The following is a 12,766-nucleotide window of genomic DNA, read 5'->3' as shown; positions in this document are numbered from 1 at the left end:
GCAGACTCATGCGTCCTTCAGGTGGCCCAGTTTGCGCTTCATGACGCTCCGCATCACATCGACGGGGGCGTCCTGGCCCGTGTACAGCTTGAACTGCAGTGCCGCCTGGCGGACGAACATGTCCACGCCCGTCAGCGTCTTGCACCCTCGCTGGCGAGCCAGCTTGAGCATCATCGTGTTCTCGGGGTGGTAGATCGTGTCGAAGACGATGATCTCCGACCTCGGGAACGCCGAAGGGGGCATCGGCGTGTCATCGACGTTCGGGTGCATCCCGACCGGGGTGCAGTTGACGACGATATCGACGATCTGGGTCGCTCGCTGGGACCAGTTCGCCGATTTGCAGCCGACGTCTTCTGCGAGTTGCTTCCCGCGTTCGTCGTGGCGGTTCATGATGGTGACCGCGGCCCCACGGCGCTGGAGGCCGAAGGCGATCGAGCGGGCCACGCCGCCGGCGCCCAGGATCAGGGCCTGCTTGTCGAGCAGCGGGCTGGGGGCGTCGGGCGCCTCGCTCTTCCCCATAAGCTCTTCGAGCGAATCCATCGACGCCCGATAGTCGGTGTTATAGCCCGTCTTCGACCCGTCCGCGGCGATCACCACCGTATTGCACGCGCCGACGCGTTCGACGGCGTTCTCCTTGTGTTGGAGCAAGGGGATGAGGTCTTCCTTGTGGGGGATGGTGACGCTGCACCCCTTGATTCCGACCCAGGCCAGTTCGCGGAAGAACTCTTCCAGTCCCCCCTTGGCGACCTGGAAGGGGACCATGACCTTGTTCAGCCCGAGATGTCGGAACGCCGTGTTGTGGACGGCCGGGCTCAGGCTGTGGCCGATGGGATCGCCGAGCACGCCGTAGACCTCGGTCTCGGCGTTGATCTGGTCGTAGAAGAAGTCCCGCTTCAGTTCATTCAGATACGGCATGCCCGGGGCGAAGACGCGCTCGGGGTTGAAGCCGGCGTAGGTGAACGGAGCGCCGTACTTGGCGTTGAGAATACGGGTGAACAGATTCCGTTCACCCATCGCGATCGTGATCATCGGGTGCTTGGCGCCGACGCCGAGATGGAGGACTCGCGAGGCCTCGGCGAGCGAGCCGGCGGCGACGGCGATCTTGACGACGTCGGGGTCGCACTCGTTGCACTTGCCGACCACCTCGTCGAGGTCGTCGGGGACCTTCTTGAGGTTGTGATAGCTGACCAGCCGCTTGGTGCTGCCGTACCGACGGATGTCGCCGGCGACGTCGCTCTCCAGATCGACGTAGTCGACGCCCATCACGATGGCTTCACGCAGGAGTTGCCTGCGCTTCTCCTCATCGCCCCGCCACATGCCGCCGTCGGCGCCGCGACGGAGCGTGAAGACGCAGGGGGTGTGCCGCACCTTGAGGATTCGTTTCAGGTCGGGGTCGCGTCGGAGGCAGTCGACGCGAAGCTCCACCATGTCGGCCCCAGCCTCAGCCGCGGCCTTCCACTCCTCCAGAAGCGAGGAATGCCGGCCCCGCCCGATCGTCGTACAGATCACAGCCATCGTCGGAAACTCTCCGCCTCGGGGGGACCGCTTTTGCTTATCCGTTCGACCTTTACGGCTCGCATCGGCCCGACCCGCCGCCGATTTTACGACAGCCGGCCGGGGGGTGGATAGAGCAAGCCCGCAAGCGTTTCAGATACGCCCAAACTGCTTCTCCAATTCACTCTTGGTGAAAATCAGAGCCGTAGGGCGGCCATGTGGACAATGATGAGCATCAGCGGCCAGTTCGCGGCGTTCAAGCAGCGCGTCGATCTCCTCGGCCGTCAGTTTCTGCCCTGCCTTGATGGCCGCCTTGCACGAGACCATGTGGAGCAGCTCGGCCACCAACCCGTCGCGCGTGGGAGGAATCGGCTGCGTCGCCAGATGCTCGCCCAGATCGTGCAGCAGCCGGTCGGGCTGGAGGCCGGAGAGCATCGCGGGGACACTCCGAACGAGAACCGTGTCGCCGCCGAATCCCTCGATCTCCAGGCCCAGCGTCGCCAGCAGGTCGGCATGCTCCAGCACGACGGCCGCCTCATCGGCCGCCATGTGGACGGGCTCCGGGACCAGCAGCCCCTGCGACTCGACGCGCCCTTCCGCCACGCGCTTGCGCAGCTCCTCGTAGATGATCCGCTCGTGGAGGGCGTGCTGGTCGATGACCATCATCCCCTCGCTCGTCTCGGCGATCAGGTAGCTGTCGTGGACCTGGATGGCCTTCGCGTGGCCGACGGGATCGACCTCGCGGCGAGGCTCCGGGCGGGCGGGCTCGAGCCGGACCGGCGCAGGGGAAGGCGCTGCCTGGATCGGGGCCTCGTCGCGCCGTTCCTCCAACGATGAGAACTCGTTGAACGCTTCCCCCTTGGCGAACTCGAACCGGCCCGGCAGCGAGTGCGACCATTCCGGCGGCTGGATCTGACCGACGGAGTCCGGGATCATCGGCGGCGAGGCCGGCTTCCGCGAGGGTTGGAACCACGCGGCGATCTCCTGACGGTCGGCCGGTTCGGAGTCCAGGTTGAAGGCCGGACTCGCCGGAGGAGTCGGCGTCGGCCGGTTTGCCGGAGGCGACCAGGACGGGGCAGGCTCCTCGACGACGGGCGTCGGCGGGCCGGTCGGCTTGCCGCCGGGGACTGGCTGAAGCCGGCTGTGCAAGTCGCTGCCGAGGAACGTCTGACGGAGCGTGGAGAGGAGGTGGCTGTAGACGCGCTGGGGGTCGCGGAATCGGACCTCAATCTTGGTCGGGTGGACGTTCACGTCCACCTCCTCGGGGGGGATTTCCAGGTTGAGGAAGGCCACGGGATTCCGGCCCACCATCAACAACCCGCGATAAGCCTCGTTGAGGGCGTGGCTCAGGCTGCGGTCGCGGACGTACCGGCCGCCCAGGAACAGATACTGGCCCTTCGTGCTGGACCGGCTCTGCGAGGGGTGGCCGACGTATCCCCAGAGGCTCGTCTGATCGAGCTTCCCCTCGACCCAGAGGAGCGACTCAGCCAACTCACGGCCGAAAAAGGCGGCGATCCGCTCCCGGATCCCGGCGACGGCCGGCAGGTCGTGGACGATCTTCCCCGACGACCGAAAGGTCATGTGGACCTCGGGATGCGCCAGGGCGACCCGAGCGAAGGTCTCGGCGACGTGCCCGGCCTCGGTCGAATCCGACTTCAGGAAGGCGCGCCGTACCGGCGTGTTGAAAAAGAGGTTGCGGACCTCCATGACGGTGCCGACCGGGCAGCCGCAGCTCTTGATCGGCCCCGCGACGCCGGCCTCGATCTGGACCTCCGACCCCTCCGAAGCGTCGGCCCGCCGAGTCTGGCAGCGCACCTTGGAGATCTCGGCGATGGCCGCCAGAGCTTCGCCTCGGAACCCAAGGGTGCGCACCCGGTGGAGATCCTCGGCCGTCTGGAGCTTGCTCGTCGCATGGGGGGTGAAGGCCAGCGGGAGATCCTCGGGCGACATCCCCTCGCCGTCGTCGGCGATCCGGATCAGGTCCTTCCCCCCGCGCTCGACGCTCACCTCCAGCCGACGGGCCTTGGCGTCGATCGCGTTCTCCATCATCTCCTTGACGACCGAAGCCGGGCGCTCCACGACCTCGCCCGCGGCGATCTGATTCACCACCGACGGCGGCAGTTTTTGGATGACACCCATCTCACCCCTCCCCGGACGCTCGACCGTCCTCCAAACCCTTCATTTTATACACTGATCTTGCGTACAGAAAGGGTCATTCCGCGTGTCGATGTCGTCGGACCTGGCGTCCTCGACGCAATCGGCTTCGATTTTGGGTCCGTTCGACGAAAGACAATCGTCGCAAGGCCTTCTATGAAAAACCCTTGCAAGCAAACCGAGTTGGCTTCGCTCGCTCAACTTCGCACGCCCTGAGCCCTCGTTGTTCCGTTTCGCAGATCGATCTGGCTCCCCTTCCCCGCCGGCAAGCCACGCCGGTCAATGGCGGTTTGGACCGGCAAGTCTGGGCGGGTGATTGGCTTCGATTTGGGTTCAGCGGGTGCCGTGATCGACCTGCAACTCTTTTGACCATCGATCTTTACATCGCAATCCCGATGGGTTCGTTTGTCGACTTTCGCGGAACTGTGGCTGCTTGTTCTGACGCGTTTTTGGTGGGCTCCCGTGGGATGGCGCCGTCCACCGCTCGAACGTGTGACTTCGCGACGGCTCCGGACGGTGGGCCGCGCCACCCTCCGTGGAGGGGTTTGGCGCGCACCTCTCCCACACCGGCTATCTATCTGAACCATACCACGGATCGACGATTGGTGAGCGAATCGGCTCAGGGGTGGGCGATTCGCTCGGTCGTCAGGTCGCGATCCAGATAACCGCCGAGGCTGGCCGGGTCGGTGTAGGGGTATCGGGTGATGACCTCGGCGACGGCGTCGGGGTGTGCGGTCACGATCTCGACGGCCTCGATCAGCCCCTCGGGGCGCGCTGCGCGGAGTTGCTCGAGCAATTCCGTGCGGAGAGGGCTGGGGACGCCGTTCGTCACCGGGACGAGGAGCCGCGACAGCCGCGCGACTCCTTGGTCCTTCTCGCCGTCCTTTCCGTCGATGAGCTTTCGCGCGGCGGCCTTCAAACCCTCGGGGTCGTTGCGCGCCCATTCGAGGACCTTCGTGTTCACGCCCAGGGGGTCGTCGAGCTGGAGGCCCTCCCCCCAGAACCGTTTGAGGAACGGAGCGAGGTCGTGAACCCAACCCGGGGCGGTCGGCGGCGGCGGGCGATGCTCGGCGGGAGCGTCGAGGAGCAGGTTGAGCGCCCAGGCTCGAGAAACGGCGACCGGATCGGCGATCGTCAAGATCCGAAGCCCGCCGATCTGCGCGGGCTCCGAGGCGTACCAGGGCTTCGTCACGAAGAGGAGACGGGTGAACGCCGTGGCCTTGGAATCCTGGCTCAGCAGGATCACGTAGGGGAACCGTTCTCGGGCCCGCCGGCCCAGCACGATGTCGGGCCGAAGATGCCCCAGGGCCTGAAGGTCGCTGAAGACCTGCATCGACGTATCGGTCTTGTCGCTGAGGTAGTCCAGTTCCGCGCCCGTCGGCAGCTTTTCGTTGAGATCCCGGATCACGGCCGGTGTGAAGGCGTCGTACCAGTAAGTCATCTCAAACCCGCGCCGCCAGGCTCCGGGCGTGCCGCCGACCAGGATGTTGTAGTACGACAGCTCATAGGGATGGATGCTGACGAGCGACACCAGGGCCGGCAGCAGCACGGCCGCGGCGGTGAGAACGCCTCCCCATCGGACCCGACGCGCGACGGCCGCCCCCATCCAGGCGACGCCCCATCCCGCGAAGCCCGCCAGAAAGAAGAAGGTCGGGAGCAGGAGCCGGACGCCGTCGTGGGCCGGCGTGTGGAGCATCCGAAGCGCCGGCAGGGTGAGCATGTGGAGCAGGAAATAGAGGGGCAGCCGATCGGTTCTCCATCCCCGCAAGCCCCAGACGACTCCGACGATTCCGGCCAGCAGAATCGTCAGCGGAACCGTGATCGCCGCGAGCACCCAGCCGTTGTGCCAGGGGAGGCTGAATTTGTAGATCTGCCCCGCGTAGAGGATCAGGATGTCCGGCAGGGCGCCCTGACGGTCATTGCTCAGGGTGTAGTAGTGCGTCATCCGGACGATGGTCTCGCGCCACCAGGCCGGATTCCCGAGCCAGCCGACGACCGGAGCGAAGGCCAGAATCGACGCGAACGTCTCCAGCCCCGGCCGCTCGACGCCCCAGATCGGACTCTTCGATCGAAGCCGTCCCAGAAGCCTCCTCAACCCCCAAACGATCAGCGGGATCGCGAGAATTGCGCCAGGTATGAATACGGCCGGTTTCGGCGTCGCCTGGAAGAAGAGGTCCGTCTGCGAGGGAGGAGGCAGCCTGCGCTGGAGGAGTTGGATCTCCACGAAGGCCACGCCCAGAGGGATGAGCATCGGGAAGAGTGTGACCGCCGCGTCGATCCAGGCGCCCTTGCCGGCTCGCTTCGTGAAGGCGATCGGCAGCCGAGATGCGAAGAGCCAGACGAGCAGCGGCAGGAGCACCGCCACCGCCGCCATCTTCTCCAGAAACGCCAACCCCATCAGCACGCCGACCAGAACTCGCCAGCGGCGGGAGTCGGGCTCATTCAGCCCCTTCCAGAACGCCAGCGCCGTGCAGGCCCAGATGAACAGCCCGGGGATGTCGGTATCGAGCAGATGCGCCTGACCGTGGACCCGAGGCATGAACAGAAGCGCCCCGGCCATCGTCAGGCCGACGAGCGAGCCGTACCGCCTGGCCAGGAAGTGGCACCCGATCGCGATCGTGAGTGCGAATTCGATGACCGACGCCATCCGTCGGGACGGGTAATCCTTCATCACCGTGCCGGTCGCTGCGCTCGCCGCCAGGCTGAGCTGGCCGGCCAGCGGCGGATGGAAGTTGATTCCGAACCGGGCGTAGGGCCAGTAATAGAGAAGGGCGTCGGCGTCCAGTTGTGCTTCGACGTCGCCCCACGATCGGACCGAGGCCCATTGCCGCCACCACTGCGCGGAAATCGACTGGCTGTAGCGATACGCCGGCTCGTCCCAGGTGACGCCGAAATCGCCCGTCGTCGGGACCAAAACCGCAAGCGCCCCGATGAACACGGCGACCGTCGCGGCCAGCGGCCAACGGCGCGTTTCGGCGGGGGTTTCCGTGGGCGTCTCGCTTTTCAGCGAGGTCCGGGGGCGACTCTCAGGCATGATCGATCCTCGGTCGTCGGGGCTCGCAGGTCGACCATGATACCAGCGCGGACGTCCGTTTTCGTCAGCCGAGGGCGACCGAACCCGTTGCATCTCGCAACCGTCTGCATCGACGAACATCACCCCTGATCCTTGGAACCGACCCTCATGTCACAAATCCTCGCCGACCGATTCCGCCGATGGTTCACTTACGAGAATGAAGTCCACGAATGGACTCTCGCGGCGATCGAGAGCGTCCCCGCTGATCGTCGAGATTCCCCCGAATACCGCCGGGCCGTCGACCTGATGGCCCACCTCAACGAGGCCCGAGGCATCTGGAAACGACGCATCGAAGGAACCAGCCGCCCGAATGAGAACACCTTCCCCCCTGGCCGGACGCTCGAGGAAGTTAAGACGGCCTGGGCGGAAACCGCCTCGGACTGGTCGGCCTTCCTGGAAGCCCTGGACGACGAGGGCCTGGCCCGCGTCGTCGACTACCGCACGCTCGACGGCTCGCCGTTCCGCAACACCGTCGAGGAATTGCTGACGCAGCTTTTCGGACACTCGTTCTACCACCGCGGCCAGATCGCCATGCTCGTCAAGGCCGCCGGGGGAACGCCGGCGATGACGGACTACGTTTACTGGCTGAGGAAGTGACCGAGAGAATCGGCCCGGCGACGCAGCGCGGCGATGTGCTTGGGGGTCGTCCCGCAGCAGCCGCCGACGCACCAGGCCCCGGCTTCCAGCCACTCGGAGAGTCGATCGGCGAGAGCCTCGGGACTCGTCGAGTAGACCGCCCGACCGGCGTCGATCGTCGGCAGGCCGGCGTTCGGCTTGAGCCAGATCGGCAGGTGGCAAGCCGAGGCCAGGCGTTGGCAGATTTCGGTGAAGTCGCCGGGCCCCTCGCCGCAGTTGGCGCCGACGCCGTCGACGCCCGCCTCGACCATGGCCTGGGCGACGTCTTCGGGGCTCGTCCCGTCGAACGCCCTCAACTCGCCGTCGACTCGGTGGAAGTGGAACGAAGCCACGACCGGCAGCCCGGTCTCGAGCGCGGCGGACGCGGCGAGCCGGGCCTCGGCGAGTGACAGGCACGTCTCCAGCACGATGGCATCAACTCCGCCGAGGGCCAGTGCTTGGGCCTGGACGGCGAATCCATCGGCGGCTTCCGAAGTCGCGGCGCCGACCGGTCCGATCGAGCCGAAAACTCGCGCGCGTCCGGCAGCCGCGTCGCAGGCGATCCCCGCGCCGGCTTCGTTGATTCGGCGGGTCTCCGATTCCAGGCCGGAACGCCGCAATGCGATCGGATTCGCCTGGAAGGTGTTGGTGAGGACGCCTTGCGAGCCGGACTCGACATACGACTGGGCGACGGCCAGCACGACGTCGGGCCGTGAGAGGTTCCAGACGTCGGACGATTCGCCAATCGGCAGGCCACGTTTCTGGAGTTCGGTCCCCTGTGCGCCGTCGAGGATGAACGGCGGCTCACCGATCAGGGCATGGAGTCGGTTCATTCTCAGCCAGGCAGAAGGTAGGCGAGGATCGCGACGACGGCCGCGATCAGCAGCGATTGGCCGATGATCCTCCAGGAGGCGCGGCGATCCATCTCGCGGGCGTCCTCGTCCTCGACGGCCGTCGTCTCGCCGGCCTTGCGACCAAAGCTGGAGACGCCGCCGAGGCCGTAGTTCACGCAGAATCCCCTCTGCGCCTGGAGGAACCCGAGCGCCGACATCAGGGCGGGCCCGCCGACCCAGAGTCGGACGGCGGGAGGCGAGTGGGCCCAGGCCAGACATCCCCAGAGGGCGACGGCTCCGATCAGTCCCGCCCAGCCTACCAGGATCCGAAGACGCACTTCCGCCCCGCCGATGTTGCAGACGCCGGGTATGTATTCGGGGTCGCTCATCGGGCCGCCGTCGGTGGGTCGAGAGTCGGGTTCAGTTCCAATTTCAGGTCCTTGAATCGGACCTCGGTCGCACCTCCGGAGTGGAGCTGCAGGCCGAAGATCCCGCGTTTGGAAACCCTGGGGTCGTCCAGGACGACGGCCGGCTTGCCGTTGATACGCGTCCGGATCGATCCGCCGACCGCGACGATCTCGTAAGTGTTCCACTCGCCGAGCTTGACGTTCTCCTCGGCCGACTTGGGCCAGAGAAGACCTCGGCCGTTCTCCTCGTAGAGCTTGCCCCACCAGCCGGCGCCGACGTCGGCCTGGGGGCCCTTCATCTCGCCGTCGGGAAGGGCCTCGCTGCGGAACTGCACGCCGCTGTTCCCCTCGTTGCGGACGAGCTTCACCTGGAAGGTCAAGCGGAAGTCCTGGGCGGACATCTCGCTCTTGAGGAACGTGTTCCGTTTCAGGCCCGGAGTCTTGCCGACGATCTCCCCCTGCTCCACCGACCACAGGCCGGCGTCGCCGACCCATCCGGCGAGGTCCTTGCCGTTGAAGAAGCCCGAGGCGTTCTCCGGGGTCGCCAGCATCGGCACCTGGCCGGGAGAGGCCAGGTAGGCGGTGAGCGAACGAATCTCAAACTCGGAGAGCGGCGTCCAGAGGTCCTCGGGCATCATCGACGACTCGCTCGGCCGGCGCTGTTCTACGTCCCCCTTGGGGATCACAAGCAGTTCGTTGGCCGTCTGGAGGGTGATTGCGTCCTTGTCCTCCGACTTGATCAGACCCGTCAGCACGCGTCCGTCGGTGGTCGCAATGACGTGGGCCAGGTAGTCCTTGCCGATCAGCGCGGAGGGGTCCAGAACGTTCGCGAGGACGTACTCTCGGTCGGCCCGGTTGGATCCGGTCAGGTCGGGGCCGATCGCCGCCCCCGCACCGAAGAGCGTGTGGCACTGCTGGCAGGTCCGGGCGAAGACGGCCCGGCCCAGTTCCAGGTCGGGCTTGCGGGCGTATCCGGCCGTCAGCATCTGGCGGTACTTGTCGATCAGCTTCGACTTGTCGGCCGTCGTCTCGCGGGCCGCTCCCCAGACCTTGGCGATGAGCCCGTCGATCTGGGCGTCCTTGTGATTGCGAAGCTGACGGACGACGTCGGCCGAGAGATCCTTCGAGGCCAGCTTGCCGGCCTCGACGGCCGCCAACAGCGCTTTCGACGAACCAGGCCGCGCGGCCAGCATGTTCAGGGCGTCGCGGCGCTCAGGCGGTGCCAGGCTCGAATAGAGGTCCAGGACGATCGGCGCGCTCTCGGGGTCGTCGTATGCGGCGAGACCGCGGATGGCGGCGCCACGAAGCTGGGGCTCCGCGAGCAGTTTCCTCAGGACCGGCGCCATCCCGGGGTCGCGAGCCTTCAGCAGCGAGGCCATCGCGTCGCGGCGGGCGGTCAGCGGTTGGGCCGCGTCGCCGACGACGTTGCGGAACTCAGTCAGCGCCTTCGGATCGCCGAACGTCACGGCCAGCGCCGTGGCCTGCGACCGGACGTCGAGATCGGGACTCCCCAACAGCTTCTCGAAAGCCGACGCCCAGTTCGTTGGCATATCGACGGCTCGACGACCCTGGAGCGACTGGTTGACAGCCTGGAGGATCGTCAGTCGGACGGGGTCGGACGTCGCCTGGTCAAGAGCCGCGACGATCAGGTCGAACGCCTCGGGCGTCCCCAGCGCAGCGACGCGACGCACGGTGTTCGTCAAAACGCCCGGGATCCGAGAGGCCGAGGCCAGGTCGAGCGCCCACTGCGGCCCCTCGGCGGCGGCAGGCTCCAGGCCGAACCAGATCATCAGCGGCAGATTGTGGTCGTTGGCGTCCTCGGCGTGGCGAACGAGCCCTTCCAGAATCGGCCGCCGGGAGGGAATCGGCAGCCGCTGGAGCGCCGAGGCGAGGTAGAGCCGAACGACGGGCGACGTGTCGTCGCGCGCCAGCCGGGAGAAGGCGTCCAGCACTCGCATATTCGGCGCGCCGGCCTCGGTGGCGAGTTGAACCGCCCAGCCCCGGAAGTCTGGGTCGGGAGACGCCAACGCCTTCAAAATCGTCGTCTCGTCCAGAGCACCGGTCGTATGCAGGGCCCAGAGGGCGTTGAGCCGCGTTTTCGGATCAGGCGCGTCAAAGGCGGAAGCGGTGAGATCCTCGGCGAGCTTCGCCTGCGCAGCGCCGTCGAGCACGCCGGCGCGCTCCTGGAGGATTCTCCGGGCGTGGCGGACGTGCCAGTCGTTCGGGCTGGCCAGCATCGCCACGAGGGCTTCCGTCGAGACGGTCCTCGGATCGATCGCCCGCGCGTTGCCCTTCACGTCGCCGTAGGAGACGACGAAGATTCGGCCGTTGGTGCGGTCGTGGGCGTTGGGGTCGGTCATGTGGCACTGGTTCTCGTCATACCAGTCGATCATGTACATCTGGCCGTCGGGCCCGGTCTTCAGGCTGATAATCTGCGACCATCGATCGTTGGCCATCAGGAAGTCGGGACCGTGCTGGCCGACGAAGCCGGAGCCGGCGGGCATGAGCAGATCGCGGTTCAAACGAGCGCCGTGGATGTTGTTCATCAGGATCGAGCCGACGTACTCGCGGGGCCAGGCGTCCCCCTGGTAGATCAGGGCCCCGGCGTGGGCGTGTCCGCCGCCGGCGAGGTCCGAACGGCCGTTGCCGCCGTGGGGGTTGCCGCCCAGGTAATGGCGGTGATCGGCGATCGTCTTGATGAGGTCGTACGAGTACGGGTTGAAGTCGCTCCCCGCCTGGCGTTCGTAACGAGCCCCCTGGATCACCTGATAAAGGTGCGGGATGACGCAGGACGTGAGGAACGCCCGACCGTTGGCGTCAAAGTCGACGCCCCAGGGGTTGCTGGTGCCGTTGGCGAAGACCTCGAAGACGTGCTTCGTCGGATGGAAGCGCCAGATGCCGGCGTTGATCGGCACGCGGTCCGCGTCGGGCGTGCCCGGCTTGCCGACTCGCGAGTGCGTGAAGACGCCGTGGCAGCCGTAAAGCCAGCCGTCGGGGCCCCAGTTGAACGAGTTGAGCGTCTCGTGCGTGTCCTGGTATCCCCAGCCGTCCAGGAGCACGACGGGAGGACCGTCGGGCTTGTCGTCGCCGTCCCGGTCGGGGATGAAGAGGAACTCGGGCGCGGCGCCGACGAATACGCCGCCGAATCCAACCTCAATGCCGCTGGCGAGATTCAGCTTCTCCTGGAAGACCTTGCGGGTGTCGAACTTCCCGTCGTCGTTCGTGTCCTCGAAGATGAGGATGCGGTCCTTCCCCTGCCCTTCGGGCTGTCGGCGGGGATACGTGTACGACTCGACCACCCAGAGGCGGCCGCGATCGTCGATCGTGAAGGCAATGGGCTGGACGACGTCCGGCTCCCCGGCGTAGAGCGTCGCCTTGAAGCCGGGAGGCAGGGTCATGGCCCGCGCCGCTTCCTCGGGCTTCAGGCCGGCGTGGAGGAATGAGTCGGGGCTGCTCGGCGCGATCCGCGCCTGTCCCGGCGGGCGCGAGTTCCAGAGCGTGAAGTCGTCGAAGTTGATGTGGCCCCAGCCGCGCGAGTCGTCGTCCACCAGCCGGATGAAAACGGTCTTGCCCACGTGCGGCGAGAGATCGGCGACGACCGGCGTCATGTCTTCAACGCCGCCGCCAGACGTCTTGAAGAGGACCTGTTGATCGTCGGCCGAGACGATCTCCATACGCGTCGTCTCGTGAGCCGCCGCACCGATCAGAAAGCGGGCGAAGGGTCTCGCCAGGACGAACGGCGTGGAAGTGAGGCTCCCCTTGGGGACGTCGCCGCCGCGCTCGTAGGTCCCGACCCAGAATTTGCCCGTGTGTCCGCTCTTCATGTCCTTCCGGCGAGCGGCGACGGCGTCGCCCTCGACCGGTTGGCCCTGGAAGGCGTCCCCCTCGGGAGTCCAGTCACGGAGGTCGCCCGTCTCGAAGTCGAGGTTGAGCGGGCGTCCGGTCTTGTCGGTTGGTCGAAAGCCCTCTTCTCCTCGCGCCGCGCAGGCCGCGAAGGTCAAGAGGAGGCCGAGGGCGAAGCGACGCGGGAGAGAACGGGCTGGCGACATGGCGGCCTCGCACGGGCGGACGCATCGAGCGGCGCGGGGGAGCCCCTTCCCGCGACTCCTCGTCTGTTTGAACAGGTCGATGCTTACAAAGATCGTCGACCCTCGCATGCGACGCAAGGGCCTCTCCCAAGCTTTCCCCAC

At 66.7% G+C, this 12,766-nt stretch carries 7 protein-coding genes; 1 reads left to right on the top strand and 6 read right to left on the bottom strand.

Features of this window, described 5'->3' with window-relative positions:
• Positions 1–6: 6 nt before the first annotated feature.
• From aroE to G5C50_RS20725, 3 genes are all read right to left on the bottom strand, one after another.
• A complete protein-coding gene (gene aroE, locus G5C50_RS20735) occupies positions 7–1,515 on the bottom strand; it encodes a shikimate dehydrogenase (RefSeq protein WP_240907297.1) in 1,509 nt (502 codons plus the stop codon).
• Positions 1,516–1,647: 132 nt separating this feature from the next.
• Complete coding sequence (mutL, locus tag G5C50_RS20730; RefSeq protein WP_165072506.1) at positions 1,648–3,633, bottom strand: DNA mismatch repair endonuclease MutL; 1,986 nt, start codon at positions 3,631–3,633, stop codon at positions 1,648–1,650.
• 634 nt (positions 3,634–4,267) lie between these two features.
• Positions 4,268–6,682: an ArnT family glycosyltransferase gene (locus G5C50_RS20725; RefSeq protein ID WP_165072504.1), complete on the bottom strand. Its 2,415-nt coding sequence runs from the start codon at positions 6,680–6,682 to the stop codon at positions 4,268–4,270.
• 147 nt (positions 6,683–6,829) lie between these two features.
• Here G5C50_RS20725 and G5C50_RS20720 point away from each other — a divergent pair, with 147 nt between their 5' ends.
• Positions 6,830–7,318 (top strand): DinB family protein, encoded by a 489-nt coding sequence (locus G5C50_RS20720; RefSeq protein WP_165072502.1) that lies wholly within the window; start codon positions 6,830–6,832, stop codon positions 7,316–7,318.
• Here the strand turns inward: G5C50_RS20720 and G5C50_RS20715 are convergent.
• Genes G5C50_RS20715 through G5C50_RS20705 form a run of 3 tightly spaced genes read right to left on the bottom strand, consistent with a single transcriptional unit; the run spans position 7,300 to position 12,625 of the window.
• Positions 7,300–8,169: a homocysteine S-methyltransferase family protein gene (locus G5C50_RS20715; protein ID WP_165072500.1), complete on the bottom strand. Its 870-nt coding sequence runs from the start codon at positions 8,167–8,169 to the stop codon at positions 7,300–7,302. The genes G5C50_RS20720 and G5C50_RS20715 overlap by 19 nt on opposite strands.
• A gap of 2 nt (positions 8,170–8,171) precedes the next feature.
• Positions 8,172–8,558 (bottom strand): hypothetical protein, encoded by a 387-nt coding sequence (locus G5C50_RS20710; protein ID WP_165072498.1) that lies wholly within the window; start codon positions 8,556–8,558, stop codon positions 8,172–8,174.
• The gene (locus G5C50_RS20705; protein WP_165072496.1) at positions 8,555–12,625 is read right to left on the bottom strand and encodes a PVC-type heme-binding CxxCH protein; all 4,071 of its coding nucleotides are present in this window, start codon (positions 12,623–12,625) and stop codon (positions 8,555–8,557) included. Before G5C50_RS20705 ends, G5C50_RS20710 begins: the two co-directional genes overlap by 4 nt.
• Positions 12,626–12,766: the final 141 nt, after the last annotated feature.

The sequence above is a fragment of the Paludisphaera rhizosphaerae genome (assembly GCF_011065895.1).
GTDB lineage: Bacteria > Planctomycetota > Planctomycetia > Isosphaerales > Isosphaeraceae > Paludisphaera > Paludisphaera rhizosphaerae.
Note: the sequence above shows the minus strand (reverse complement) of the source record. Positions and strands in the feature narration are given on the sequence as shown.

What these genes read in the sequence shown, in the direction of transcription:
- aroE (WP_240907297.1), bottom strand. Translation starts at nt 1,515, where the DNA reads ATGGCTGTGATCTGTACGACGATCGGGCGGGGCCGGCATTCCTCGCTT.
- G5C50_RS20705 (WP_165072496.1), bottom strand. Translation starts at nt 12,625, where the DNA reads ATGTCGCCAGCCCGTTCTCTCCCGCGTCGCTTCGCCCTCGGCCTCCTC.
- G5C50_RS20710 (WP_165072498.1), bottom strand. Translation starts at nt 8,558, where the DNA reads ATGAGCGACCCCGAATACATACCCGGCGTCTGCAACATCGGCGGGGCG.
- G5C50_RS20720 (WP_165072502.1), top strand. Translation starts at nt 6,830, where the DNA reads ATGTCACAAATCCTCGCCGACCGATTCCGCCGATGGTTCACTTACGAG.
- G5C50_RS20715 (WP_165072500.1), bottom strand. Translation starts at nt 8,169, where the DNA reads ATGAACCGACTCCATGCCCTGATCGGTGAGCCGCCGTTCATCCTCGAC.
- mutL (WP_165072506.1), bottom strand. Translation starts at nt 3,633, where the DNA reads ATGGGTGTCATCCAAAAACTGCCGCCGTCGGTGGTGAATCAGATCGCC.
- G5C50_RS20725 (WP_165072504.1), bottom strand. Translation starts at nt 6,682, where the DNA reads ATGCCTGAGAGTCGCCCCCGGACCTCGCTGAAAAGCGAGACGCCCACG.